Source organism: Deltaproteobacteria bacterium, assembly GCA_016210045.1.
Lineage (GTDB): Bacteria > UBA10199 > UBA10199.
Map to the genome: position 1 here is coordinate 68,961 of JACQUX010000041.1, position 23,689 is coordinate 92,649.

General features: G+C 60.4%; 27 protein-coding genes. 15 read left to right on the forward strand and 12 right to left on the reverse strand.

Annotated elements, in window-relative coordinates; all coding sequences use genetic code 11:
- Positions 1-38 precede the first annotated feature (38 nt).
- Complete coding sequence (locus HY696_12355; protein ID MBI4239190.1) at positions 39-542, forward strand: peptidylprolyl isomerase; 504 nt, start codon at positions 39-41, stop codon at positions 540-542.
- On the opposite strand, the gene HY696_12360 is transcribed toward HY696_12355, so the two are convergent.
- Complete coding sequence (locus HY696_12360; protein ID MBI4239191.1) at positions 543-953, reverse strand: septal ring lytic transglycosylase RlpA family protein; 411 nt, start codon at positions 951-953, stop codon at positions 543-545. It abuts the gene before it with no gap.
- Positions 954-1,017: 64 nt separating this feature from the next.
- Positions 1,018-1,710: a hypothetical protein gene (locus HY696_12365; protein ID MBI4239192.1), complete on the reverse strand. Its 693-nt coding sequence runs from the start codon at positions 1,708-1,710 to the stop codon at positions 1,018-1,020.
- Between the two features lie 26 nt (positions 1,711-1,736).
- On the opposite strand from HY696_12365, the gene HY696_12370 reads away from it, so the two are divergent.
- On the forward strand, positions 1,737-2,396 hold the full coding sequence (locus HY696_12370) for a M48 family metallopeptidase (GenBank protein ID MBI4239193.1): 660 nt from the start codon (positions 1,737-1,739) through the stop codon (positions 2,394-2,396).
- 10 nt (positions 2,397-2,406) lie between these two features.
- Here HY696_12370 and HY696_12375 read toward each other — a convergent pair whose 3' ends face one another.
- Both HY696_12375 and HY696_12380 read right to left on the reverse strand, forming a co-directional pair.
- Positions 2,407-3,018: an NAD(P)H-dependent oxidoreductase gene (locus HY696_12375; GenBank protein MBI4239194.1), complete on the reverse strand. Its 612-nt coding sequence runs from the start codon at positions 3,016-3,018 to the stop codon at positions 2,407-2,409.
- Between the two features lie 22 nt (positions 3,019-3,040).
- Positions 3,041-3,613, reverse strand: a complete 573-nt coding sequence (locus HY696_12380; protein MBI4239195.1) for a helix-turn-helix transcriptional regulator — start codon at positions 3,611-3,613, stop codon at positions 3,041-3,043.
- An 89-nt stretch (positions 3,614-3,702) separates the two neighbouring features.
- Here HY696_12380 and HY696_12385 point away from each other — a divergent pair, with 89 nt between their 5' ends.
- Together HY696_12385 and HY696_12390 are read left to right on the forward strand one after the other, a co-directional pair.
- A complete protein-coding gene (locus HY696_12385; protein MBI4239196.1) occupies positions 3,703-4,656 on the forward strand; it encodes a DMT family transporter in 954 nt (317 codons plus the stop codon).
- Complete coding sequence (locus HY696_12390; GenBank protein ID MBI4239197.1) at positions 4,653-5,324, forward strand: class I SAM-dependent methyltransferase; 672 nt, start codon at positions 4,653-4,655, stop codon at positions 5,322-5,324. The genes HY696_12385 and HY696_12390 overlap by 4 nt, the downstream gene beginning before the upstream one ends.
- Before the next feature lie 38 nt (positions 5,325-5,362).
- On the opposite strand, the gene HY696_12395 is transcribed toward HY696_12390, so the two are convergent.
- Entirely contained in the window at positions 5,363-6,718 is a 1,356-nt protein-coding gene (locus tag HY696_12395) for a hypothetical protein (GenBank protein ID MBI4239198.1), read from the reverse strand.
- A gap of 173 nt (positions 6,719-6,891) precedes the next feature.
- Between HY696_12395 and HY696_12400 the strand changes: the two genes are divergently transcribed.
- The 3 genes from HY696_12400 to HY696_12410 all read left to right on the forward strand — a co-directional run bounded on the left by HY696_12400 (position 6,892) and on the right by HY696_12410 (position 8,553).
- Positions 6,892-7,338 (forward strand): DMT family transporter, encoded by a 447-nt coding sequence (locus tag HY696_12400; GenBank protein MBI4239199.1) that lies wholly within the window; start codon positions 6,892-6,894, stop codon positions 7,336-7,338.
- A complete protein-coding gene (locus HY696_12405; GenBank protein MBI4239200.1) occupies positions 7,335-7,808 on the forward strand; it encodes a DMT family transporter in 474 nt (157 codons plus the stop codon). Before HY696_12400 ends, HY696_12405 begins: the two co-directional genes overlap by 4 nt.
- A 118-nt stretch (positions 7,809-7,926) precedes the next feature.
- On the forward strand, positions 7,927-8,553 hold the full coding sequence (locus tag HY696_12410) for a DnaJ domain-containing protein (protein MBI4239201.1): 627 nt from the start codon (positions 7,927-7,929) through the stop codon (positions 8,551-8,553).
- On the opposite strand, the gene HY696_12415 is transcribed toward HY696_12410, so the two are convergent.
- From HY696_12415 to HY696_12425, 3 genes are all read right to left on the reverse strand, one after another.
- Positions 8,539-9,339: a hypothetical protein gene (locus HY696_12415; protein MBI4239202.1), complete on the reverse strand. Its 801-nt coding sequence runs from the start codon at positions 9,337-9,339 to the stop codon at positions 8,539-8,541. The two genes, HY696_12410 and HY696_12415, sit on opposite strands and share 15 nt — an antisense overlap.
- A gap of 106 nt (positions 9,340-9,445) precedes the next feature.
- Positions 9,446-10,552 (reverse strand): hypothetical protein, encoded by a 1,107-nt coding sequence (locus HY696_12420; GenBank protein MBI4239203.1) that lies wholly within the window; start codon positions 10,550-10,552, stop codon positions 9,446-9,448.
- 53 nt (positions 10,553-10,605) lie between these two features.
- Positions 10,606-11,868 (reverse strand): pyridoxal phosphate-dependent aminotransferase family protein, encoded by a 1,263-nt coding sequence (locus HY696_12425; GenBank protein MBI4239204.1) that lies wholly within the window; start codon positions 11,866-11,868, stop codon positions 10,606-10,608.
- Between the two features lie 122 nt (positions 11,869-11,990).
- Here HY696_12425 and HY696_12430 point away from each other — a divergent pair, with 122 nt between their 5' ends.
- From HY696_12430 to HY696_12440, 3 genes are read left to right on the forward strand one after another with little or no spacing between them, the layout of a single operon-like run.
- Positions 11,991-13,205 carry an alcohol dehydrogenase catalytic domain-containing protein gene (locus tag HY696_12430; GenBank protein MBI4239205.1) on the forward strand — a complete coding sequence of 405 codons (1,215 nt, stop codon included), beginning with the start codon at positions 11,991-11,993 and terminating at the stop codon, positions 13,203-13,205.
- Between the two features lie 31 nt (positions 13,206-13,236).
- Complete coding sequence (pdxH, locus tag HY696_12435) at positions 13,237-13,821, forward strand: pyridoxamine 5'-phosphate oxidase (GenBank protein MBI4239206.1); 585 nt, start codon at positions 13,237-13,239, stop codon at positions 13,819-13,821.
- A gap of 8 nt (positions 13,822-13,829) precedes the next feature.
- Positions 13,830-14,594: a TSUP family transporter gene (locus tag HY696_12440; GenBank protein ID MBI4239207.1), complete on the forward strand. Its 765-nt coding sequence runs from the start codon at positions 13,830-13,832 to the stop codon at positions 14,592-14,594.
- A 157-nt stretch (positions 14,595-14,751) separates the two neighbouring features.
- Here HY696_12440 and HY696_12445 read toward each other — a convergent pair whose 3' ends face one another.
- The 3 genes from HY696_12445 to HY696_12455 all read right to left on the reverse strand — a co-directional run bounded on the left by HY696_12445 (position 14,752) and on the right by HY696_12455 (position 17,779).
- Positions 14,752-15,615: a hypothetical protein gene (locus tag HY696_12445; GenBank protein MBI4239208.1), complete on the reverse strand. Its 864-nt coding sequence runs from the start codon at positions 15,613-15,615 to the stop codon at positions 14,752-14,754.
- A 118-nt stretch (positions 15,616-15,733) separates the two neighbouring features.
- Positions 15,734-16,831 carry an FAD-dependent oxidoreductase gene (locus HY696_12450; GenBank protein ID MBI4239209.1) on the reverse strand — a complete coding sequence of 366 codons (1,098 nt, stop codon included), beginning with the start codon at positions 16,829-16,831 and terminating at the stop codon, positions 15,734-15,736.
- Positions 16,832-16,882: 51 nt separating this feature from the next.
- Positions 16,883-17,779 carry a hypothetical protein gene (locus HY696_12455; GenBank protein ID MBI4239210.1) on the reverse strand — a complete coding sequence of 299 codons (897 nt, stop codon included), beginning with the start codon at positions 17,777-17,779 and terminating at the stop codon, positions 16,883-16,885.
- Positions 17,780-17,949: 170 nt separating this feature from the next.
- On the opposite strand from HY696_12455, the gene HY696_12460 reads away from it, so the two are divergent.
- The 3 genes from HY696_12460 to HY696_12470 all read left to right on the forward strand — a co-directional run bounded on the left by HY696_12460 (position 17,950) and on the right by HY696_12470 (position 21,632).
- On the forward strand, positions 17,950-18,807 hold the full coding sequence (locus HY696_12460; GenBank protein ID MBI4239211.1) for a TIGR02147 family protein: 858 nt from the start codon (positions 17,950-17,952) through the stop codon (positions 18,805-18,807).
- Positions 18,804-20,351, forward strand: coding sequence for a hypothetical protein (locus tag HY696_12465; GenBank protein MBI4239212.1), 1,548 nt, complete (start codon positions 18,804-18,806; stop codon positions 20,349-20,351). The genes HY696_12460 and HY696_12465 overlap by 4 nt, the downstream gene beginning before the upstream one ends.
- An 81-nt stretch (positions 20,352-20,432) precedes the next feature.
- On the forward strand, positions 20,433-21,632 hold the full coding sequence (locus tag HY696_12470; protein ID MBI4239213.1) for a hypothetical protein: 1,200 nt from the start codon (positions 20,433-20,435) through the stop codon (positions 21,630-21,632).
- 12 nt (positions 21,633-21,644) lie between these two features.
- On the opposite strand, the gene HY696_12475 is transcribed toward HY696_12470, so the two are convergent.
- Positions 21,645-22,022, reverse strand: a complete 378-nt coding sequence (locus tag HY696_12475; GenBank protein ID MBI4239214.1) for a DUF393 domain-containing protein — start codon at positions 22,020-22,022, stop codon at positions 21,645-21,647.
- A gap of 166 nt (positions 22,023-22,188) precedes the next feature.
- Here HY696_12475 and HY696_12480 point away from each other — a divergent pair, with 166 nt between their 5' ends.
- Positions 22,189-22,626 (forward strand): hypothetical protein, encoded by a 438-nt coding sequence (locus HY696_12480; protein ID MBI4239215.1) that lies wholly within the window; start codon positions 22,189-22,191, stop codon positions 22,624-22,626.
- 123 nt (positions 22,627-22,749) lie between these two features.
- Positions 22,750-23,685 carry a hypothetical protein gene (locus tag HY696_12485; protein MBI4239216.1) on the forward strand — a complete coding sequence of 312 codons (936 nt, stop codon included), beginning with the start codon at positions 22,750-22,752 and terminating at the stop codon, positions 23,683-23,685.
- Positions 23,686-23,689 lie beyond the last annotated feature (4 nt).

Below are 23,689 nucleotides of genomic sequence, written 5' to 3' on the forward strand. Positions count from 1 at the left end.
TGGCGCATGCGACCACGCCATCAGGAAAGGACATTGCCATGACCACCGCGCCCCGCGCCACGTTTAGCGAACCAAAGGCCTCCACCGTGCATGCCGAGAAAAAATATACCGCCACTATCCAGACCGCGAAAGGCAATATCGAAGTGGAACTCTTCGCAAAAGAAGCGCCGCTCTCAGTCACGAATTTTCTGCAACTCGCGAAGGGCGGATTCTACGATGGCCTGACGTTTCATCGAGTCGAACCCGGCTTTGTCATTCAAGGCGGCGACCCCGCCGGCAACGGCACTGGCGGCCCCGGCTATACGATCCCGGCGGAGATTCATCATAAACACCTCAAAGGCGCCCTCGCGTGGGCCCGCACCGGCGACAACGTCAACCCGCAACGCCGCTCCAGCGGATCGCAATTTTACATCACACTGGCCGCGACCGCGTTCCTCGACAACCAATACACCGTGTTCGGCCAAACGACCAAAGGGATGGACATCGCCGAACAGATCCGGCCCGGCGACAAGATTGTGAAGATTACGATCACGGAGCAGTGATCAGTCGATTGCCTCAAGCCGGACTTTCGTGTGGCCCTGCCCGATAAATTGGAGTTGCCGCGCAGCTTCATGCGACAAATCGACGATCCGACCGCGAACAAACGGCCCGCGATCGTTCACGCGGACCACAATGCTCCGATCATTGGCGAGATTGGTCACACGCAATTGAGTGCCGAATGGCAAATGCCGATGGGCACAAGTCATCGCCCGCTGATTGAACCGCTCGCCACTCGCGGTGCGGCGTCCATGAAAATACCGCCCATACCACGACGCCGAACCAGTCGCATGATACGAACGGGCCGCTGCGGGAGCATGCGATTGCATCCGATGATGCGCCTGCTGCGCACTGCAACCAGCCACCAATGCACTACAGGCAGCGAGAACAACCACAAATCCATGAGTGAAGCGCATTCGGCGTCACTACTTCTCCATTGTGCATTTTGCAATTTGATTTTGCCTTGCACCCTCCGCGCCGCTATTCCCGATACGTCAGCCGCGCTGCGCCCACCCCGAGCTTCCCTTCAATCACAAACGCCGCTTGAGGATCCGTGCGCAACTGATTCTCAAAACGCCCGACGCCGTGCCGCACGGCCATTTTGGCCACGGTCTCCTTCGGAAACGCCAGATCCATCCGCCCCGTAGCAACCGAAAAGGCCACCCGCCCGCGCGTCGGCGCTTCGGTCCACACCACGTCGACTTTTCCAGTCCCAACCTGTAATTCCGCATCCGACGTCGCCAACGTCCCCTCGATCCGCCCGGTGCTCGCCTTCACACGCACGTTCCCGCGCAACGCGGCCAATCGAATCGTGCTCGCGCCGACATCAGCATCCAGCGCCACAGTGTCGGGCATCGTCACTTCAATATCGACATCGCATTGCAACCCACGCAGCAGCCCATGCCGCGCCTGCACCACGAAGACGCCGCTCCGATTCGCATCGACATCGGTCAGGCATTTCGCCCCGCCTTTATGATTCACCACATTGATCGTGATCGTGTCGACATGTTGCAGCCCCGTGACCTGCACCAACCCTTCGCGCTGCGCAATCCGCACCGTATGCACGCCGCTGGCCGGAAAGCTGCGCCCCGTATCGACCTCTTCCCCCCACGCCGACAGCGCCGAGAACATTAGAACGATCACGATAAAAGACCGAATCCATATTGTCTTCATAACCCCTCCTTGATTACAAACGCCTAATGGACCTCCCCCCAACCGGCAAGCAGATGATCATCCGCAGCCCACGCCGTCGTCGCACCATGGCAGTGCAAGTCAGTGCCGGCGGCACCGTGACCGTCCATGTCCCACGCCGCTGCAGTAACCAAGAGGTCGAAGAGTTTCTGACCGCGCGGCGGGACTGGATCGAGCGCACCCGCGCCCGCGTCGTCGCGCTCCACGCCCGCTATCCGAAACGCACGCTCACTGCCGATGCGACAGTCCCATACCTCGGCACGGAATATCCGCTCGCGGCCATCTTGAACGACCGCGTTGACTCCGATTCCGGAGCACGCGCCACGCGTCTGATCACGTGGTACCGGGCCGAGGCACTCCGCCATCTCACCACCCGCACCCACCACTTCGCCGCGCAACTCGGCGTCACACCCACCCGCATCGCGGTTCGAACCCAGCACCGCCGTTGGGGCAGCTGCTCCCCAAACGGTCGCATTTTCTACAACTGGCGATTGATCCTCTGTCCACCGGCGGTCATCGATTACGTCGTCGCGCACGAAGTCGCGCATTTGCGCCACGCCAACCACGGCCCCCGCTTCTGGCAAACCGTCGCAGCGCTCTTCCCCGATTTCACCGCCCACCGCCGCTGGCTGCAAACCGACGGGATGGCGTTTGTGATGGTGGTCTGAACTCTGAGACTCACATCCCGTACGGATACGTCTGGTAATCGGGGATTCCACTCTCGCGCACGTGGCGCAACGCCTCACCGTAGCTGCGCAGCATCTGGACCGCGTAGCCGAGACGCGCGCGGATATATTCGTCGTCCGGCGAAGCGGGCGTCGTGGGGTCATTCAACATGTCCCCGACTTGGCGCACGATCACATGTTCGGGGATGTAACAAAATGCACAATTTTTGTAGCTGCTGGTCCGGAGTTCATTGACCGGATACGCGCCGCCGCGACTCGCGGAGACCGTGACGATCAGCCCCGGTTTGTTGCCCAATTCTTGCGGCGTGCAGAAGAGAAAGAAATTTTTCAGTCCGGCCGGCACCATGCCACTCCACTCCGGCGAAACCACGACCACCGCATCGGCACTGCGCAGCTCTTGTGCAATCGGACCCCACAGCGTCTTCCACTGTGCGGCCTGCGCCCAGACGCCCTCGTCCCACAGCGGCAGCGGGTTGTTCGCCAGACTGAACAGATACGTCGTGTCGGATGCGCACTGCATTGTCACGACGTGCTGTAGATACCGCGCCACCTTGGCCGACTGCCCCTCTTTCCGATGACTCCCACTGATGATCGCGATTTTCATGGCATCCTCCGCCGCTGTGAATTTATTGTCTCCGCCGATCGACGACCAACAAAAACTTTGCCGACGCAGCACCCGGATTCCGAATCACATACCCACACGCCGCGCCGCTGCTATCCAATAAGAGCGCCTCGCCGGCCCGCACCGTATCGTGACGTCCTTGGCAATGGACCTCGACTGCCCCGCCGGTCACATAAAAAATCTCGCGCGTCCCGGCGCCGCAACTCCCCGCTTCACCCGTGGAACCGCCAGGCACCATCTCATACTGCAACAACTCCAGCCCCCACTCCGGCAATTCCGTACTGAGACTGGTGCGCGTCACGCCGCTTAATGTGTCCGCGAGCGTGGCCATCTCTTCATGCCGAATCAGCCGGCGCTGCACCCCTTCCGGCTCCGCCACTAACCTCGTAAGTGGCACCCCGAGTGCGGCCGCAATCTTACACAACAACCCAATGGTCGGACTCGCCACCCCCCGCTCGATCTTCGACAGCATCGCCCGACTCACGCCGGACCGCGTCGCTAGTTCATCCAATGCAAACCCACGCGCGGATCGCAGCTCTTTGATGCGCTGATGAATCGGAGGGATCGTGGCTTCCATGATAATTTAGTAGAAAAATATTCACTATAATACTTGACTTCATCTACTTTAGTATACATAGCTCTACCCAACACGGGAGGTCGATGTCAATGAAAACGTCCGCGGCGTATCTTACTTTGACCCTATTATGGAGTGGCTCCTATCTGGCCATTCATTACATCTTACAAGTCTATCCCCCATTTCTGGCCGCAGCCGCCCGCATCGGCATTGCATTGCTCATCCTCACGCCATTGGCCATGCGGCATCGCTTCGGGCTCCCGGATCGAGCGCGTTTGATCGGCCCCGCGCTGCTCTCCGGCCTTTTCACGATGGGCCTGGCCTGGGCACTCCTTTTTTGGGGGGAACAGCAGCAAGTCGCCCCCGCGGTAGTTGCCGTGTTGAACGCCGCACAGCCGCTGATGACGATGCTCACCGCGCCGTTCTTGGCGCGCCGCCAAGGCCAATTCAGCGCCATGCAACGTTTCGGCATCTTGTTAGGATTCGGCGGAGTGGCAACCGTCTTTTCGCCCCAACTACAGGGGAGCGACCTCGGCGCACTCTTCGGGATGCTCGCCATCCTCGGCATGGCCGCGTCATACGGAATTGCCGCGCACCTCACGCGCACGCTGACACAACAGTGGAGCGGCTCGGTCATCTTTGTTTGGCAAGCCAGCGCGTCCTTGCCGCTGTTGCTGGGACTCTCCTGGTGGAACGGCGAAATGTGGCCAACGACCATTGCCGTGTTGGCCAGACCCGCTGCGACCGTGGGACTCCTCTATCTCGGTCTCGGTTCCACCGCGCTCGCGTTTCTGCTCTGGTATTTTCTGTTACGCCGCGTCGGAAGCACCATCGCCAGCACCGTGACCTACTGCATGCCGGTCGTTTCCATATTGCTGGACAGTCTCTTCTTGCACCGCCTGCCACCACTCCCTGTCTTAGTCGGCGCGACCGTCATCGTCGGCAGCGTAATCTTGGCCCGACATCGACCCACGTGGAAGACTGCTATGACCGCCACTCCACCACGGTGCAGCACCCGCGTCGCATGCGCTGGAGGTGCGGCATGACCTGCTCCAATAAACATACTTCCGACACGATCCGCACGCTGTTCGACCGCTGGGCCATAACCGGCAAGGATGAGCGGGCGGCACAAGATCACGCCCTCGTAGTCTTTCCGGTATTGGACGCACTCGACTGGCAACCGACCGATGCGTTACTCGATATCGGCTGCGGCAACGGCTACGTGATTCGGCATTTGGCGCCGCGCCTCCCGCACGGGTCCGTCACCGGCCTGGACCTCTCGGCCGCAATGTTGGCGAACGCGCGCGCGATGACACAACTCAACATCCCGACGACGTGGCGACATGCCGACTTCATGTCCTGGGACGCAGGGCCTACGCGCTTCGATAAAATTTTCTCGATGGAGGCGTTTTACTATTTCTCCAACGTCGCCGCCGCGATCCGCAAGGCCGCGTCGCTGCTCCGCCCCGGCGGCACGTTCATTTGCATCGTCGACTTTTACACCGAAAACCCCGCCAGCGCCTCGTGGCCGTCTCCCTCCGCATGCGGCGTCCCGATGCAACGACATGCAATGGCCGAATGGGCCCAGATGTTCCGTGACACCGGACTCACGCACGTCACCCAGCAACAAGTCCGCTACCCGGTCGAACAAGCGACCGAGACGTGGCAACGTGAGGTGGGGTCATTGGTGACGATGGGCACGCACGCCCTGTAACGCCCATCAACGCATCCTGCTTCGCACAAGCGCGAACTTTACCATCGAGGAGGGGACGGCGTGAGCAGTCGCATCCCCGCCTGCTGGGGATCAAACGTCGGAGGAAAGAGTGTCGTCGTCGAATAGATGGCCCCGGCGAGATGCAAGGGGTCGTTCCCGGCGCATCCATTGCCCGATAGAAATTTAGCGGCCGAGAGATCCAAACCGGCGAGCTCTGCCCCCTCCAGGCGAACGGCGGCGAGTCGCGCCCCTCTAAAACGAGCCCAGAAGAGTAGGGCGTGCCGCAGGTCGGGGGGCTGCGCCCCGGTGGAACCGCTTGTCCCGTTGGCCTTCCGTGGGGCCAAAGTCGATCCAGAAAAATCGGCGCGCACAACTGCGGAGGCCAGCGCAATCCCGTCCAACGGATTATATCTGCGCTTGCGCCCCCAACCGCGCAGATCGAGTGCGCGGGAGGGGTCGCCGACGAGCAACCCGGACCAATTGATCCGGGCACTTGGCTCCTGCTCCAGGAGCGGGACGACCGGATGCAGCGTTCTATTTGCATGCGCGAGGGCATAGTACGACGGGCGGCTGCCAGCCACCCGCACGCGCACAGCAGGGTCTGGGATCCACTCCTCAAGCGCAATCTCGGCCCCAAAGAGTCGACGAACAACGACAGCCATTCGCAGCATCCGCGTGACCTCGGCAAGTTGCCGTTCGAGCGGGTGTGCGTCGCCCAGCAAGAGTTGCAATCCGGCAAGGGCCCGCGCCGCCGCCTGGATCTCGCCGCGCGCCGCGTAACGCACGTCCGCTGCGACATCCGTCGTCCCAAGGTCCGCTAAGAGGTCGGTGCGATGCCCATAAGCCCAAAGACCGTCGAGGGTCGGACGATTCGGATTGGGGCCCTGCTGCAACTCCCGTCGCGTCTCGACCCAGAGCTCGCGCAGCGCCTCACGCTGCGACTCGTTGACGATCGTATCGATCGCCTGCAGGGCCTGTGACGCAAACACCCAATACGGAGCGGTTGGATCCCGAAAGAACTCCCCGAGCCGCCCCATGACGGACGGCGCCGCCCGCGCCACGGCCTGCGGAAGCACCGTCCCGATCGGTCGACAGGCCGCGATCATCTGGTCGATGGCTCGGCGTCCGGCCGTCACATGCTGCTGCACCCGAAACGCGGCCAGCTGCAGCGCCTGCGTGTCCTCTTTTCGCAGCGGCACGGCCTCGAGTGGAAAGTGGGCCACTAAGCGACCCACTGTGTCGCGCGATAATTCTTCATCGAGAGAGATCCGATCGGCCCGAATTTTCCGGGCGACTGTCTCCGTATGCGGCGATCCGGGCCCCAAAACCACCCGTGCCACGGCCCGCGGCTCCGGCCAAATCCTTCGTTGCAACCGCATCCCCGTCTGTCCCATATACCCTCATCCTTGTTTCGGCATCGACCCCCGCGCCGGCGATCCGCCGCAGCTAGCGGGTCGGCGGCATGTTGTGGATGACGGCGATCAGGTAATCCGGCCCCATTCAAGCTTCCTCCAGTCAAGCGAACGACGCGCGACAGGCAACACAGAATCGAGTATAGAGAGTCCCAATGCAACGCACGATCGCCATTGGGGCTGGGTTGGGGAGTGGGGTGTTGGTCGCGCTGATGATGCGATTGAATGCCACGCTGGGAGAGCACGTCGGCGTCTTAGAATCGTCCGTGATCGTCCATGTCGTCGGGTCGCTCTTTGCCATGGTGTTGTTGGCGCGCTTGCCACTGACGACGTTTGCGCGACGGCTGCGGGCCACGCCGCGTCGGCTGTGGATCGGGGGCGCGCTCGGGTTAGTCATCGTCGCGGGCGGCAATTGGGTGATTCCGCCGCTGGGGCTGGCGCTCGCGTCAGCGATTGTGATTACCGCCACGCTCGGCTGCTCGCTGGTGGCGGATCATTGTGGGTGGTTCGGACTCGCACGCTTTCCGATGACCGCACGCCGTCTCGCCGGCGTCGGATGCGCGACCCTTGGCACGATCCTGATTGCGCTGCGACTGTTATGATCGCTCTCTATGTCATCCTGACGATCGGCAACGGAGCGCTGATCACCATCTCTCGATCGCTCAATAGCGCGCTCGGGACACGAATCGGGCATTTGGAAGGGTCATTGGTCAATCATCTGGGCGGAATGCTCTGTGGCGCTGTACTCCTGATCGTGGGAGTGCGAACCGGGACGTGGCATGGCGGTCTGCCGTTTTACTATTACCTCGGCGGCTGCTGCGGCGTCATCTTGGTCGCGGCCAGCAATTACGCTATTCCCCGCGTCGGGAGTGTCGTGATCACGATCCTCCTGACGATGGCCCAACTCACCGCAACTGCATGGATGGATCACAACGGCTGGCTCGGTGGCCGCGTCATCCCATTTCGCTGGACCACACTGTGCGGCATGGCACTGCTGATCGGCGGTGCATTGTTGACGCATCCGAAACCCAGCACGCGATGGAACGTCACACCGCGGCAGCCATCCCCATAAGCGCATCCGATGGGGACAGGTACCGTCAAACCATTGAAAAACGGGCATCCGACGGTACCTGTCCCCATCAAATGAATTTGGCCTTGGCATCGGCGGGGCGGAACATTATACGGACTACATGTCTACTTATCCCAACTACTATGACTTGCTCGGCGTGGCGCCGAATGCGCCAGTGATGGCGATCCGGAAGGCCTATCGCGCGCGGATGCTCAAACTGCGCAAACACCCCGATCTTGGGGGGTCCAATGATGGCGCGGTCTTGTTAAACGAAGCGTACGCGGTCTTGAAGGACCGGGAGCGGCGCGCCGCGTACGATCGCCTGTTTCTCGCGACGATCGCGGAACCGCTCGCGACCGCGAAACCGGCGCGCGCGGCAGGTCGGGAGCGCCGACGTGCGACGCGGGTCGGATACGCGGGCCATGTGCATGTGCGCGTTGGACGGATCGGCGTCGTTCAACCAGGCCAGTGTCGTGACCTCTCGACTGGCGGCCTGTGTCTCAAAACTGTCGCGGCGTTGCGCCCCGGCACTGCGTTGGGGCTCGTCTTCGCCGACGATCCCGGGCTGATGTTGGAAGGCGAAGTGCGTTGGGTCCGTCCGGTGCCGCAACGCTTCGGCGCGATACTGTACGAAGGCGGCGTGGAATTCACCGACGTCAACTTGCTCCGGTTTCAGCAATTCTGCGAACGGCTGGGGTTGCAAAACGAATTGGCTCAATCGCCGACGGAACGCTCAGCCCGACGGTAGCGTGGTCCGCTGACGTGGCACGCCGCGCAACCGCACGGCGCCATCTTCCGCCGCTTCCAGTGTATGCGGCAGTAGCGCAAGATCGTTTATGTTAACGCGCTCCGCGGTCACGACTTCTGGTTCTGCCAACGCGCGCCACAACACCAAGGCCCCGAACCCGAGACTCTCAAGTGGTCGGGCACCAATATGACTGAGTTGGCCGCCTACACCGTCAAACAGCGGCGATGCGTGGAGTCCAAAAAACGTGGGCACCCACGCCAGAGCCAAGTCGAGTGGACGACCTGGAAGTGCGACTTGATGGGGAACCGTGTAGACGGCGCCCACTAAGCGATGCGACGCTGCCTGTTGTACTCTGGCCAGTGGAACGGCCTGCACTAATCGACCCAGCAATTCGAGTTCTTCGCACTGCGCTTCCAACTGCGCCGTCAGCTGCGGCGCCCACTCCGCCACAACACGGTCGCTGGGATCAACCGCTGCGCCCGGGCCATCGGGCCGCGGAACGGAGGCCCGGCCGTCTCTGGCCACGTGCGCCACTCGATGGCGAAGAGTCGCCATTTCTCGCGGATCGATACGCGCGCCATCCAGCACGAGTTGGAATGCAACGGGGTGCCCCTTGGCACACGCTCCCGATCGGCGTGCGATCGTGGCTCGAACCACTGCGGTTTCCAGCTGGACCACGTGCGGCACGATCTCCCGCGCCACCTGTCGCAACGCCGCACTTCGGCGCGCCCATCCAGGAAGTTCTCGCACTGCGGAAAACCGTGGCTGACTTGGCGCTGTCCTCATACGTCTATCCTCCGTGATTCGTCACAGCCGTTTCCATTCCGGAACGGCTCGCTGATCAAGCCGATCTTCGTCTCGACGTCACTGATGGCGCTCATGCGTTGAAGAATTACAGACGTTGCTCGTACAGGCGGTAGGCCTTCTGGCGCTGGCTCCCAGTAAAGACGGCCAAGTCGTTCATCCCTTTATTCGAGCCGAGGATCCAGCTGATTTCGCCGTAGGTGTAGCCGGCCACAACGGCGCGCGCAAACGACTCGCGAAGCAGCAAACAGCCCACACCATGTTTTTGATATTCGGGGAGAATGGCGATGGCGTACCCACGAATCCCTTGAATGCGGTTCCGGCAGCGCCACATACGATAGAACCCCTTGGGGAACAGGCGTCCGTTACAATCGGCGAACAGGTCATTGAAGTTCGGCAAGTTGATCACGGCCCCGACCGGACGCCCGGCCACTTCGGCGATGAGGATGATGCGCGGATCGGCAAGCAGGCGCAGATCGTGCGCCATTTTTCGCGCATGTGCGGATGAAAATGGCACGAAGCCCCAGTTATTTTTTAGGCCCTCGTTGAACAGTGCACGGAGCAGTTCGGCTTCGGCATAAAGCCGATCCATTTGGATTTCTCGCACCTGAAATTGCGGAATGCGGTCCGCAACCGCCGCGCGCTCGATGAGGGTCGATGGCAGCGGATGGTCTTTATCGCCCCGATACGCATGGAGATCCATGACCGTTTGCAGTCCGGCCGCTTCCATTTGTGCTGGATAATACGGTTTTGAGTAGGCCATCATGAATGTGGGACGATGCTCAAAACCTTCCGTGAGAAAACCGGGCGCCGGATCTTCGAGTCGAAAATTGCATGGGCCGACCATTTTTTGCACGCCACGCACGCGCAGCCACTCGCTCGCTGCGGTTAGCAGGGCCTGCGCGACAGTCGGGTCGTCGATCGCTTCATAAAAACCGAACGCGCCCGATGGCGCACCGACCGCGTCCACTTGCGCCGAGATCCGCCCCACGACTTCGCGCCCGCGCCGCGCCAAAAACAGTGCGGCATCGCCTTTGCGAAAATAGGGATTTTTTTTACGATTGAGTCGCTGCGCAAGTTCCAGCCGCAAGGGCGCAACCCATGCCGGATCGGTGCGGTACAATCGCCACGGCAACGCAAGGAAGCGGCGTTGCTGCCACCACGTGCGCACTTGTTCGACAGAGATTGGCAACATAGTCAGATTACCGTAGTTTTCTCAGCAGGTTCAGAAGTGGTGATACGTCCCCATCACAGTAAATCGTCGAGGTTGTAGTACGGCGCGGCAGGCAGCGTGGTGGGGTCGCCGGGAAGATCTTCGCGTCGCAAACGATACGTGGGCGCCAATTTGCGGAACGCTTCGATGATCGTGGTTAAGTCGGCGCGCTGGTGTGTGGCCATGTATGACGTTCGGATAAGCGCGTGACCATACGGGACTGCCGGATAGGCCACGGGCGTGGCGAACACGCCTTCCTCGCGCAATGCCATCGCGAGTTTCATCGCACGACCTTCGGGACCGACCCAAATCGACAAGATCGGCGCGGCCGACGGCATTAAGTAAACGCCCAATTCTTCGAACCCATGCCGCACAAAATGGACATTCTCCCACAATCGCGTGCGGTGCTCCGGTTCACTTTCGATGACGTCGAGCGCGGCCAACGCCGCCGCAGCGTTCGCCGGCGCCAGCCCAGCGCTGAACCAAAGCGAGCGGGCCTTGTGGCGGATATATTCCATCACGGCGGCCTCGCCGGCAACGAAGCCCCCGATCGAGGCCAGCGACTTCGAGAACGTCCCCATCAGCACGTCGATCGCGTCCATGCACTGAAAATGTTCGCCGATCCCACGGCCGGTGGCACCGAAAACGCCGAATCCATGCGCATCGTCGACATACAAACACAACTGCGGCGTGTCGTGCTTGATCCGCACCAGCTCCGGCAATGGGGCCAACGTGCCCGTCATCGAAAAAACGCCGTCGGTGACGATCGCCGCGCCGCCGGTCACGGTCGTGGCCGCCACTTGCGCGCGACACGCCGCCGCATCGGCGTGGGCGTAACGCACCACTTGCCCCCGACTTTGACGACAGCCGTCGATGATCGACGCATGGTTTTCGTCGTCGCTGAAAATGACGTCGCCTTCGTCGAACAGACACCCAATGGCGCCTAAATTGGACATGAAGCCCGTCGCAAACACCAAGGCCTCTTCTTTGCCGACAAATTTCGCCAGCCGCGCTTGCAATTCTTCGTGCAACTTCAGATTGCCGTTTACTAAACGCGAGCCGCTGCAGCCGGTTCCAAAACGCCGCGTGGCCTGAATCGCGGCCTCGCGGACTTTTGGATGATGCGTCAGACCGAGGTAGTTATTCGAGACCGCCATCACGAGCGTGCGGCCGTCACATTGCACGCGCGGACCTTCCGATTCTTCGATCGGTTGGAAAAATGGATACGCGCCCACGCCCTTCACAAACTGGGTCTGGAGGCAAAATTCGCGACATTTGTCGAAGAGATCAATTGGCATCGATTGGCGGCGGACGCTATACCGACGGGCGCTGGCAGTCAAATGGAGATGCAAGGTCGGAGAATGATTCGCTCACCAATATTCGCTTTGCACGAACGTGCAGCGCGATTAGGAATCTCCGCATGCGTGCGCTGGAATATCGCCTCTCCATTCCCCGCTATCTGATGAGCCGAGCATGTGCGCGGATTTGGCCGCATCGCTTTGTGCGCTTGGTGTCATCGCTACGATTGCGGGACGTCGCGGAACCGACGCTCCCTGGTCCGGAATGGGTGCGGATACGCGTAGAACGCTGTGGCATTTGCGGCAGCGATTTGAACGCGCTGCGGGGCGAGGAATCGTATTCGATGGAGCCGTACGCAAGCTTTCCCGCGGTAATGGGCCACGAAATCATCGGTCGCGTGGTCGAGTGTGGATCAAGCGTGCGCGACGTCGCGGAGCAGACGCGCGTCGCCGTCGAAAACGTGTTGCCGTGCGCTGCGCGCGGGATCACGCCGCCGTGTCCGGCCTGTGCGGCGGGCGATTATGCGGTGTGCGAAAATTTCACGCAGGGAAATTTACCGCCGGGTGTGATTACCGGATTCACGCGCGGGCTCGGTGGCGGATGGGGAGAAACGGTCGTTGCCCATCGCTCGCAACTCTTTCCCGTCCCAGAATCGATCCCGCTGGATCAGGCCGTGTTGATCGATTCAATCGCGTCGGCGCTGCAACCTGTAGCGGATCATTTTCCCGCCGCACACGAAACCGTTTTAGTAATCGGCGCCGGGATCATTGGGCTGCATGTTGTGCAATGTCTGCGGTTCGCCGGATTTACCGGATCGCTGCTTGTTGTGGCGCGGCATGATTTCCAGGCCGCGTGGGCGGAGCGGCTCGGCGCGACGCATGTCTTGCGGCGCGATCTCATCCCAGCAATTGCGAACCTCACTGGGGCGCGACTCTATCGGCCAACCCTCGGACTGCCCGTATTGGATGGCGGCGTAGACCGCGTCTTCGATTGCGTCGGCGCGTCGGGGACAATCGACATGGCGCTCCGCGTGCTCCGCAAACGGGGAAGCTTGATCGTCGTCGGCACCGCAAGTCAGTTGAACCGCGTCGATGCCTCGCCGCTGTGGTTTAAAGAAATTCGGATGACCGGGAGCGCGATGTTTGCGCATAGCACGGTGCGCGGACTCCGCCAACGCACGTATCAGCACGTCATCGACGGACTCGCGCAAGGCACGTTGCGCGGCAATGGCCTCGTCACGCACCAATTCCCGCTCCGCGCATATGCGCACGCGCTGACGGTGGCGCTCGATAAAAGGCGTTTTCAGAGTCTGAAGGTCGCTTTTACGCCGGATTGAATTTGTCGCACGGCACTGCTAGGGACACGATATGGATTTGTTCACCGAAGCACTCGAACAACTGACCACGCTGTTGGCGCAAGTGCGCCAAATCGGGTTGCACGAACCGACCGCGATGACGCTCGCCACGGCCGATCGGGACGGACGGCCCAGCGCGCGGACGGTCTTGCTCAAAGGCGTCGATGCCGACGGATTAGTCTTTTTCACCAACAGCGAGAGTCGCAAGGGCGAACAACTGTTGGCCAATCCATACGCAGCGATTTGTTTCCACTGGGATGCGCTCAAGCAGCAAGTGCATCTGGAAGGTCCCGTCGCGCCGGTCTCCACGGCCGAATCGGATGCGTATTGGGAAACGCGGCCACGCAAGAGTCAGATCGGGGCGTGGGCCTCGCAACAATCGCGCTCACTGGTACGACGCATCGATTTAGTCACCCAGATCGTCAAACTGACGGCGAAGTTTCTCGGACGCCCCATCCCGCGCCCACCGTATTGGCAAGGATTCCGGCTCCAACCGGAGCGCATCGAATTTTGGCATGCGCGGCCGTTCCGTCTCCATGAGCGGATTTTGTATCAACGACATGGCGACACCTGGACCAAGGAATTGCTGTACCCATAAACAACTGCATGACGCCCGAGTTCACGACACAACTCTTCTGGCTTTGCCCCGTTGTCTTCGTGGCGGGATTCATCGACGCGATCGCCGGCGGGGGCGGGCTGCTCACCGTGCCGGCGTATTTGTTGGCCGGTCTGCCGCCGGTCTCGCTGCTGGGGACCAATAAGTTCGTTTCCACGCTCGGAACACTCATCTCGACGGGGAAATATATGTGGAGCGGACGCATGCACTGGCCGGCGGCGCTGATCGGTCTGCCCGCGACATTAATCGGCGCAATGTACGGCGCCCACACCGTGACGCATCTCGATCCAGCCATCGTCCGCAGCGTCATCCTCGTGGCCTTACCAATCGCCGCGATCCTGACGTTGCTCCCCAAACCGCGCATGCTCAATACGCACGCGGCCGCGACCTGGACCACGCCGCGTCTGTGGTGGACCGTGATCCCTGTGGCAGTACTACTCGGATGGTACGACGGCTTCTTCGGCCCCGGCACCGGCACTATCCTCGTGCTGTTACTCTACAGCATCGTCCGCTTGCCGTTTTTGCAAGCGGCTGCGGTCGCGCGCTTCTTTAATTTAGTCTCCAATGCGGGGGCGCTCGTCACGTTCGTCTGGAACGATCAAGTCCTGTACCGCATCGGCCTACCGTTGGCCGCAGCCAGTATCGCCGGCCACTACTGCGGCAGCCATTTGGCGCTGCGGCGCGGCGACGGCTTCGTGCGCGCGATGCTCGCGGTTTCGTGCAGTTTGGTCGTGGTGTATTTGCTGTGGCAATGAAATGCTCCCCGCCCCAAGGGGCGGGGCTCCACGTCCCTCTCCCTTTGGGGAGAGGGTTGGGTGAGGGGGAGAATGGCATTGCGATGCTTCGCTTGCATCCTCCCCCTCACCCTAGCCCTCTCCCCAACAGGGAGAGGGGACGCCGCAGCCCGTACTGTTACTCAATGCAGCAGGAATACTCTTCGCCGGCCACTTCGACAAAAACCGCTTCGTTCGCGGCGCAGATATGGAGACACGCGTGCAGTTCCGCGTCAACTTGATCGGTGGGCGCGAGCGACTTACTGCCGGTCGCTGACGGACTGAACGTCACGCCGACGGTGGCGATATTCCGCATCTTGACGTCGGTCTGTTTGAAGCCGGGGAGACTCGCATACGTCTCGATGTGCCGCAGTTCGATCGTGCCGGCCCCGCTCAAGTTGGTCGTATCGAGATCGAACGATCCGCTATTGCCGATTCCGAAATGATAGATGTTGGTTGCGCCACCACTGACCGTGCCAGACTTGACGTACAGATCGACCGCCCCGCTGTTCGGCATCTGGGCCGGGTCCCAGGTGATCGCCACGCTGCTGCCGGACACGGCCGCTCCGGCTAACGGCGCGGTGATCGGCGCGACACTGCTCGTCAACACGCTCACGGTCGTGACCTGTTGCGCGGAATCAGTATACGTCAGGTAGTAACGCCCCTCCGCCTTCGTCTTCGTCACACTGGCACTGTAGAATTTATCGAGTTCCAGAAAGGCATCGTACGACAGCGACACACTGGCCGACACGCCACTCGCGCCTTCCGATGCCGCTTGCAATGACTCGCCTTGCGTGAGCTCGATCGCGACATCGCTCTCCGGCGTCTTGATCGCGGCGTCCACGCCGACGGTGTCGGAATCGAGATACTCATCGATAAACGCGGCTAATCGCACATCCGCGGCCTGCGTGGATTTCAGTTCATCGCTCTGCACCGCTTGACACGCAGCGAGTAGGACAACGCTCAGCACACTAATCCAACGACACGTGCTCAAGTTGTTCATACACGTATCCTCCTTATAGTTACGTACTATATCGACCGTGGCTGGCAAGAAGTTGCGCGTTATCGCGACAGAAAGCGTATTCAATGGAATAGCTGCAATGAATCCGGCGGATTGGCGTTCACACTATTTCGGCGACCATCCGCCCAATCGCCGGCGCGGCAGTCAATCCGGGCGATTCAATCCCGATCAGATGAATATGCGGGCCGTCGCGAAAAATCTGAAAATCGCCGAGGGGTTTGCCGTCTTCGTAGACCTTGGGACGATTCCCCGCATAGGCCGGAACGAAATCGTCGGGATTGCCGACGGGGGCGTAGTGGGCCGCTTCGCGCACGAAATCCTCGCGCGGCGTCACCAGATCGTAGTTCGTCTTTTGCGCCCAATCGAGTTCAACTTGGGTCGGGCCGACAAATAATTGGCCGCCGGTGTCACGATGCAAGTGAATCCCCATGCTGCTGACCAGCCGTTTGTCGCGTTCACCGCCGGCGAGGTAGCGCCGCGGCACGGGATACACCACGGAGCGGATCTGGCCCGTCTTCCAAATGTAATATTCCCCTTTGAACGGTTTGATCCGAAACTTTCTCGTCCCGCCGCACATCGCATAGACATCGTCTGCCCACAGTCCGGCGGCATTCACGAGCAGCGAATATTCCATTTCGCCACGCGAGGTCGTGATCACTTGCTTCACCGGATCGATTGCGGTTACGGCACACGGATACAACACATAGCAATTTTCCTGCGCCGCCAAGTAACGCTCCAACGCACGAATATATTCCGCCGCGTCCATCATCCCGGAGGTGCGGGAATAGACCGCGCCTGCGAAACGATGGCAACTCGGCTCGGCCTGCGCGACTTCGTCGGCGCTGGCTGCGCGCATCCCCTCAACACCGCACGTTGCGCCGATCTCGAGGACCTTCTCGAGTGCGGGCAATTCCTCCGGGGAAAAGGCGACCACCCATTTCCCCTCGGCGTGGTGTGTGACTCCCAGCTTGCGTAGCCATTCGTAAGAGAGGCGATTCCCTTCTACGCACAACCGCGCCTTCAACGACCCCATCGGATACGCAAACCCGGCGTGGATCACTTGGCTATTGCGCCCTGACGTGTGGTCTCCCAAAAACGGAGCCTGCTCACACACCATGATGTCGGGATGATTCGGCCGCGCCGCCAGCGCGATCGCGACATGCAGACCAACGACGCCCCCACCGACGACAAAGATCATACAGCCGTGATTTAGCAGGCCGTGCGATCGCTTGCTACAAGAAATTCCGCGCTAGGGTTCAACGGACGGCACGGGTTCCGGCTCCAGGCAGGCCGGTTCGGCGGCGCGCAAGCGATCCCAGACATCCACACACATCCCTGCGTTCCCGTCCATTTTCCCGGCCAACCGTTCGGTGCCGACCCGATCCACGCACTGTGGTGAACCAAAGTGGTCGTCATTTCCCTCGTCGCCGAAATAGTGTCCGAGTTCGTGCGCAATGGAAAACCTCATCATCCCCGCAATCGTGGATTGGGGATGCTTCTCATCCCCCGGGCAATGCGACGTCTGATCCGATTTCCGCCACACGCAGGTCAAACCATCTTGCCCGCGACAGGCCCCGTCACTCGACGTCTTTCGCAGCGGACTGTGCTCGCCATCAAAGCCCGTGATGTAACCACACCCCCCAAACGGATGGATCGCCTGGATCGCCGCGCCATACACGACCGGTCGATTCCCGTAATAGACGTCCGTGGAGACCCGTTGACAGAATGCCGGATCGCGCGTTCGCAGGAACTCCTGCTCCGCCGGCGTAGCGCCGAAGGCCCCTAGTCGATAGCCGCCAAAGGAACTGGTCATCTCATCCGTCACAAGCACCACCACATAATCCGGCGTGTCCGCGGCGGTCTTCGTCAAATAGGTGGTCATGATCTGCTGCGCGTCCGGATTTTTTTCCGGGGGATGTTGCGTGGAATATTGTCCGAACCGCCCGTAACAGAGTTCCGTCAGTCGGAACTGTTTGCCGGTGAGTTGTCGTAACTGACGACTCGCCTGACGCACCCCCTCCGCGATCGTCATCCCGGTCGGCAGGCTGGCGTCTTCATTCGCCACCACGGCAACACGAATCGTCTGCGGATCGAAGCCCTTCGACCGCACGGCCGGCCCCGGATAACAACGGAGTTCATCCCCCATACAGTCTCAGTATCGGCGCTGGCGCAGGGGGAAGTTGCCCCGGCCGCGCGCCGCGCTGGTGTGTTCCAGTGTGTTCTCCAGAACACGGTTTCTCCTCGCAATGGCTTATCTTTCGCGCAACTTTCTGGCAGAGCGCACCGATAACTCAAACAGCCACACCGGAGAACATGATGAAAGGCGCGCTCGACATCTTTTCGTATAACAACTACCGGAAACTCCTGGAAGATTTCTATCAGGAGCAAAAGGCGGCCGCGAAGTCCGTGGTCTCGCACCGCTACTTGGCTCGCCGTGCCGGTTTTGCGTCGTCCAACTTCATCTACCTCGTTATCAAGGGTCGTCGAAATTTGAGCTACGACAGCATCCAGCGGATAGCGCGCGTACTGGGCCTGACCAAGCGGGAACTCCTGTTCTTCGAAGGCCTCGTGCATTGCAACCAAACGACCGACCCGACCGAAAAAGAACAGGCCTTCCGCAAGATGCTGGCCTTCCGCGAATATCGCGAGGCGCGCCAGATCTCGGCGGAGCAATATGACTACTTCGCGAAGTGGTACTATCCGGTCATCCGCGAAATGGTGAACTTACGCGAATTCCGCGAAGAGCCGGCCTGGATTGCGAAGACGCTCACGCCCAGCATCGCGGTCGACGCGGCCCGTGAAGCGTTGGAAAAATTACAACAGCTCGGCCTATTAGTGCGCGCTGCCGACGGCCGATTGCGCCAGGCCGATCAGAATCTCACCACCACGACCGACGGCGAGGCCGCGTCCGCAGCGTTGCTCAGCTTTCATCAGTCGATGATCGAACATGGCAAACGGAGTCTCGCCCAGCCGGCCGCGACGCGCGAAGTCTCCGCATTGACGCTTTCTCTCTCCGATCGTCAATTTCGCGAGATCAAGGCGCGCATTCAAACCTTGCATCGCGACGTGCAGGCCCTGATCGCCAATAGCGGTGACGAACCGGTCGATCATATCTGCCAACTCAATTTCCAACTCTTTGGACTAACGCAATTAGAAAAAAGGAGACTGTCATGAAATCCAATCGCATCTATGCATGGCTCACGATTATGCTGCTGGTCAGCATGAGTAGCGCCTGCTCCTCCACTGGCCCAAGTGCGGGCGAGTCAGGGAGCAACGGAACGAGTAGCGGCGAAACTCCGCCAACGGGGACAAGTGGAGAGGCGACGGAAACTGCGACTGAGGAGAACACGACCACGCCGGCCGTTGGTGGCAGCACTTCGGCGGGCAATCCGATCACGTTCGACATTGGTGGCGCCAAGGCATTAGTCATCACGGATGAAGCGGCGACTACCACTACGACGAATCTGAAAAAACTCGTGGGTGACGAACTGCTCGACGTCGTCTCAGTGACAAACGCTACAGCAAGCACCACGAAATCGCTTCGCGCCAACACCAAGGCCACGGAAGACGGTCAGGACTTACCGAAGATTGCCCACATCGCGACCGGCCCCAATGGCGAAATTGTCCTTGGGTTGAGCGGTGAAATAACGGTGAACGAACAGCCCTGCCGCATGATTCGTCTCTCTGGCGCCAACGCGGAGACCGCCGATGTGCAATGCGTGGGCATTGCTGGTGAAGATGCGCGTCAACTGTGGGTGGCGAAAACCTGGGTCGGGGACAAATGGGAGCCCGTTCCTGCGATGCGTGACCGCGTCCAATTCGATGCGGCCGGGAATCTCTACTACATCGCAACCTATCAAGGAACCCAAGAGACGATCGACGGACAACCGTCAACCACGGAGGCCATTACTAAGTGGCAACACAGCGACGGGACGTTCACGCAATACGTGCAAAGCGGTGCCGATGGAGACCGCTATCTCCTGAACTTTCAGGTCTTATCGGATGGTCTCGTTTTTTATTCCGCGATGCGCCCAACTAACTACGAGATCTTTCGGTATATCACCAACGGCCAGATTGTGACTGCGGAGATCGCCGGCACCAATTTCTTTGTCGATGAGAGCACGCAGCAACTCATTGCCAGCTCATTATGGCCGGCCGGTCTGTATGCACTTCCCTACACGGAGAGCGGTTTTGGCCCTCCGCAGATGATCGCCGGCAAGGGAAAGGGGATCGGGACACCGGGAGAGATCCTCCTCGATGGGAGTGAATTAGGTTACTTTGAACGCCTCACGGACGGCACGATCATCGGGTTGCCGGTTGTGGCCATGTGCTGGACATTAGATGAGTCATGTTCAACATACAGCGTCCTTGCCAAGGTCTTCCCAGACGAACCTTCTCTTATCCAATCGCCATTGCAAGGGATCACTGCGTTTAAAGCCATCGACGACGATCTCTACCTTTCCGGCACTGCGACCGATGATGCCCATGACTTCATCCGCATGTCGGTCGACGATCCGGCCAATGCGCTGCACTTCTTTCCCGACGAAGACATTCAACTGCTCCACTTCGTCAAGATCGATGACGTCATCTATTTCGCCGCGCGGCGCTTCCCGGGAAAGACGCACTTCTTCGGCAAGATCGACCTCAGTAAAGGGACCACATATCAAGAGCTGAGCGCGCTGCAGGCGGAGATTCTGGACCTGAAGACCCTCTTCTAAAGCGCTGGAACCAAGCAACCGCCCCAGTGAATATCTCCTGGGGCGGTTTACTTTCCTGCAGCACTCGGCCATAGTGCCGCAATGGCGGAATCATCGATCCCGGATTTGGAGACCTTCCTGTGTCGCTACGTGAAGGCGCAATATTTTCCGCGCCACGCGCGGACACCGGAATTTACCGCGTCTGACGTGCAGTTCTTCGCCCGCGGCGTCGCCGAGGTCTCTCAAGCCTTCACCGTCGACCGCGCGTCACTGCCGAGAAATTACTTCAATCGGAAAGAGTTCCGCTCCGGCTATCTCCTCTATTTCGTCTTAAGCAACTATCCCAAGGCCTGGCAGTGCCTGCAACAGATCGCGGCCCAGACGCGCTTTGCCGGACGCTCGCCAGTGCGCATCCTCGATCTCGGCAGCGGTCCCGGGACGGCCTCGTTGGCCGCAATCGATTATTGGAAGATGCACGCACCGACGAGTCCGCTCTCGCTGCTGGCCGTCGATCAAAACGCCGAAATCCTCGGCGACGCGCGGCGTCTTTGCACGACGCGAGCGCACAGCATCGTGACCTACAAAACGCTGACCACAACCCTCACCCGTAAGAATCTAGCATCCGCGTTGCGCCACGAGCGGTACGACATCATTTTTCTGATGAACGTGTTGAACGAGTTGGGCGACATCGAAGAGCGGCAGCGGATCGTCACTGCGCTGTGCCACCATCACCTCACGCCCGACGGAGTGCTGATCATCATCGAACCGGGATTACAACGCACCACGCGCGACTTGATGGGACTACGCGACGCGTTGTTCGTTACGGAAAAGCCAGATCAACCACTCGAAGACGTTTCTCCCTTTCATATCCTCGCGCCGTGCCTACACCAAGACATCTGCCCGATGCGGGCGCATAATGCGCGCGACTGGTGCCATTTCGCGCTGCGCTGGAGTCGCCCGAAGCTCATCGCCGACCTCGACCGACTGATCGGCAACAATAAAGAAGATCTGAAATGGAGCTATCTGATCCTCAGTAATACGCCGCCGAAAATTCCCGCCAACATATATCGCGTCGTCAGCTCTCCCCTGCGCTCCAAAGGAAAAATCGAGCTCCTGCTATGCCCCGCAACCGGCCACCACACCAATCGGCTGCGCCGCATCGTGCGTCTGGATAAAGATCGTGCGCCCGGCAACACCGACCTCGATCGCATCCAACGCGGCGACGTGGTCACCTGCGGCGCCGAAGACCGCCTCACCGCAAGCGGCCAACCGTTTCGTCGCGTGATCCCGTTTCAAACGTAAGCAACGTTTCGATTACGGCAAGCGACAGGAATCGTCCCGACACGTCCACCGATGGCGATTGCGCGCAATCCAGCGATACGCCACAGCGGCGAGCCCCCGCACGCCGGGACATTGCAGCACCGCCCCGCCCAACCGCCACCACAGTGCCGGCAGCTGCGTCAGCGCGTAGGCAATTGCAGCCGCACCGGAACGCAATGTCGCATCCGGCAACACGACGTGCATACTCCCTTGGTACTCCGCCGCATCCAATTGCGGAAACCGCGCGCGGCGCACCGCGGAGTCACGCGGCAGATATTCCAACCGTCCGGCGCAATCTCGTGCCTGAAACCACGCCATCCCGCGGCAACAAAACGCGCACGCGCCGTCATAGATTAATGTCGATCGCGACATGTGCCCATCCTTATTCATCGCCCCGGGCGATGCAAGCATCAGCCTGCACAATGCATGTCATGGACGCGAACTACCACGCCACACCATCCCACATCAGCGGTGAAGCTATTGACTTTCCGATACGGCCCGCGCAAAAGGGCATTCGCTGATTCTAAAAGGAGCCCTCATGTCGCGTTTTCATTACTTGCTCGCCGTCGCACTGTGCAGCGCCATTGTCGCGCTCCCCGCCACTAATGCCATCGCCAAAAAGAAAGAGACGGGCCGGCCGCTGGAAAAAGAACATCACTGCAAACACGACGGCCTCACGTTTCGCTGCGAACTCTCCCAACTCAACGGCGGCCGCGCACAAACCATCGACCTTTTCTTTGCGAGCGGCAAACTGAACACGACCGCCTTCGCGCAACACGGTTTCCAGTCCGCCAGTTACAAATCCACCGGCACGGATTGGTCCTGCGGCTTTCAGGCCCAAATGAAAGGGGACAATAAGAAAGTCCTCACCTGGACCGGCACCGTTCAAGGCGACGCCCTCGAGGCCGCTGCAACTTTAGCCGCCCCCGGCCAGGCCGCAGAGACCTATACGGTCGAATGTGAATTGAAGAAGTAAGTGAAGTCCGGGAACGCAATCCCCATCTATCGCAGCGGTTTTTCAACGCACCGCATTATACTTGGGGCGGCGACACGCCGCGTGCTATAAACTCGCCTCCCATCCACCCAACAGGAGGAGCCTATGCCTGTCGCACTGCGCGCGGCCACGCCGCTGAGTTTCTCCCCGACTCTCAACGTGGACCGCTGGTCGACCGTCACGCAACATCCTGCCGCGCCTCCGCTGACCCATTTCGGAAATTTCCCAGACCACTTCCTCCTGCTCCCCTCACCGGCCGATGCTACGCCCACCCGCGCCGTGCCAACCAACACCGCCGTCTCGGTGCCCACCGTCACTGCGCTCTTCAATGACATGATCACTGAACTGTTGGCGCCACCAGCCGTCAGCGATACCACGCGCCGCGTGGTTTTGAACAAGGACTGTTTCTATGTGTGGCCCTACCGAGAACCGTCGCTGTTCGGCAAAAAACCCTTTGCCCCGTTCGGCTTCTTGATGCCGCGCGGGACCGAGGCCCTTGTGCGGACGCGCGTCATCGCGACGGCAACCGGCTTTCAACGTACAATTGCAATCGAAGTCGCCGCGCCCGGCGATCAACTTGGTGCGTTGGGCCCCATCAATCTACAATCCGATGATCCGCCATTGGCCACGACCCGCATTGCGAAGACCGTTTTCGTCCAGGAACTCGATGCACACGGCGCGGTGCAGAGCGAACGCATCCAGCTCGGACTGACTTTCCATGATGCAGACACCGGGGCGCGGCGCGCGCCGACATGGATTGAAGAGAAGGCGTTACAGCCCACCGCAGTGCCCTATCGCGGCGGCACGCTGTACCAATTCGACGCGACCGATTCGTTCCGCGAAGTGTTCGCCTACGCCACACCGCAACTGAAAAAGGCCGCGACGCTGCACCAACAAGAGACCGGACAAGCGCTGGCACCCGGCACCACGGCGAATATCGCCGCCTACTTGAAATACACGTGGCGGCACGGCATCAGTTTGGCGGAAGGAAGATTCGCCGAGCGCGTGCAACAGATCAAAGATCGACTCGGATACCATTAATACG

What these genes read in the sequence shown, in the direction of transcription:
- HY696_12355 (MBI4239190.1), top strand. Translation starts at nt 39, where the DNA reads ATGACCACCGCGCCCCGCGCCACGTTTAGCGAACCAAAGGCCTCCACC.
- HY696_12360 (MBI4239191.1), bottom strand. Translation starts at nt 953, where the DNA reads ATGCGCTTCACTCATGGATTTGTGGTTGTTCTCGCTGCCTGTAGTGCA.
- HY696_12365 (MBI4239192.1), bottom strand. Translation starts at nt 1,710, where the DNA reads ATGAAGACAATATGGATTCGGTCTTTTATCGTGATCGTTCTAATGTTC.
- HY696_12370 (MBI4239193.1), top strand. Translation starts at nt 1,737, where the DNA reads ATGGACCTCCCCCCAACCGGCAAGCAGATGATCATCCGCAGCCCACGC.
- HY696_12375 (MBI4239194.1), bottom strand. Translation starts at nt 3,018, where the DNA reads ATGAAAATCGCGATCATCAGTGGGAGTCATCGGAAAGAGGGGCAGTCG.
- HY696_12380 (MBI4239195.1), bottom strand. Translation starts at nt 3,613, where the DNA reads ATGGAAGCCACGATCCCTCCGATTCATCAGCGCATCAAAGAGCTGCGA.
- HY696_12385 (MBI4239196.1), top strand. Translation starts at nt 3,703, where the DNA reads ATGAAAACGTCCGCGGCGTATCTTACTTTGACCCTATTATGGAGTGGC.
- HY696_12390 (MBI4239197.1), top strand. Translation starts at nt 4,653, where the DNA reads ATGACCTGCTCCAATAAACATACTTCCGACACGATCCGCACGCTGTTC.
- HY696_12395 (MBI4239198.1), bottom strand. Translation starts at nt 6,718, where the DNA reads ATGGGACAGACGGGGATGCGGTTGCAACGAAGGATTTGGCCGGAGCCG.
- HY696_12400 (MBI4239199.1), top strand. Translation starts at nt 6,892, where the DNA reads ATGCAACGCACGATCGCCATTGGGGCTGGGTTGGGGAGTGGGGTGTTG.
- HY696_12405 (MBI4239200.1), top strand. Translation starts at nt 7,335, where the DNA reads ATGATCGCTCTCTATGTCATCCTGACGATCGGCAACGGAGCGCTGATC.
- HY696_12410 (MBI4239201.1), top strand. Translation starts at nt 7,927, where the DNA reads ATGTCTACTTATCCCAACTACTATGACTTGCTCGGCGTGGCGCCGAAT.
- HY696_12415 (MBI4239202.1), bottom strand. Translation starts at nt 9,339, where the DNA reads ATGAGGACAGCGCCAAGTCAGCCACGGTTTTCCGCAGTGCGAGAACTT.
- HY696_12420 (MBI4239203.1), bottom strand. Translation starts at nt 10,552, where the DNA reads ATGTTGCCAATCTCTGTCGAACAAGTGCGCACGTGGTGGCAGCAACGC.
- HY696_12425 (MBI4239204.1), bottom strand. Translation starts at nt 11,868, where the DNA reads ATGCCAATTGATCTCTTCGACAAATGTCGCGAATTTTGCCTCCAGACC.
- HY696_12430 (MBI4239205.1), top strand. Translation starts at nt 11,991, where the DNA reads ATGCGTGCGCTGGAATATCGCCTCTCCATTCCCCGCTATCTGATGAGC.
- pdxH (MBI4239206.1), top strand. Translation starts at nt 13,237, where the DNA reads ATGGATTTGTTCACCGAAGCACTCGAACAACTGACCACGCTGTTGGCG.
- HY696_12440 (MBI4239207.1), top strand. Translation starts at nt 13,830, where the DNA reads ATGACGCCCGAGTTCACGACACAACTCTTCTGGCTTTGCCCCGTTGTC.
- HY696_12445 (MBI4239208.1), bottom strand. Translation starts at nt 15,615, where the DNA reads ATGAACAACTTGAGCACGTGTCGTTGGATTAGTGTGCTGAGCGTTGTC.
- HY696_12450 (MBI4239209.1), bottom strand. Translation starts at nt 16,831, where the DNA reads ATGATCTTTGTCGTCGGTGGGGGCGTCGTTGGTCTGCATGTCGCGATC.
- HY696_12455 (MBI4239210.1), bottom strand. Translation starts at nt 17,779, where the DNA reads ATGGGGGATGAACTCCGTTGTTATCCGGGGCCGGCCGTGCGGTCGAAG.
- HY696_12460 (MBI4239211.1), top strand. Translation starts at nt 17,950, where the DNA reads ATGAAAGGCGCGCTCGACATCTTTTCGTATAACAACTACCGGAAACTC.
- HY696_12465 (MBI4239212.1), top strand. Translation starts at nt 18,804, where the DNA reads ATGAAATCCAATCGCATCTATGCATGGCTCACGATTATGCTGCTGGTC.
- HY696_12470 (MBI4239213.1), top strand. Translation starts at nt 20,433, where the DNA reads ATGGCGGAATCATCGATCCCGGATTTGGAGACCTTCCTGTGTCGCTAC.
- HY696_12475 (MBI4239214.1), bottom strand. Translation starts at nt 22,022, where the DNA reads ATGTCGCGATCGACATTAATCTATGACGGCGCGTGCGCGTTTTGTTGC.
- HY696_12480 (MBI4239215.1), top strand. Translation starts at nt 22,189, where the DNA reads ATGTCGCGTTTTCATTACTTGCTCGCCGTCGCACTGTGCAGCGCCATT.
- HY696_12485 (MBI4239216.1), top strand. Translation starts at nt 22,750, where the DNA reads ATGCCTGTCGCACTGCGCGCGGCCACGCCGCTGAGTTTCTCCCCGACT.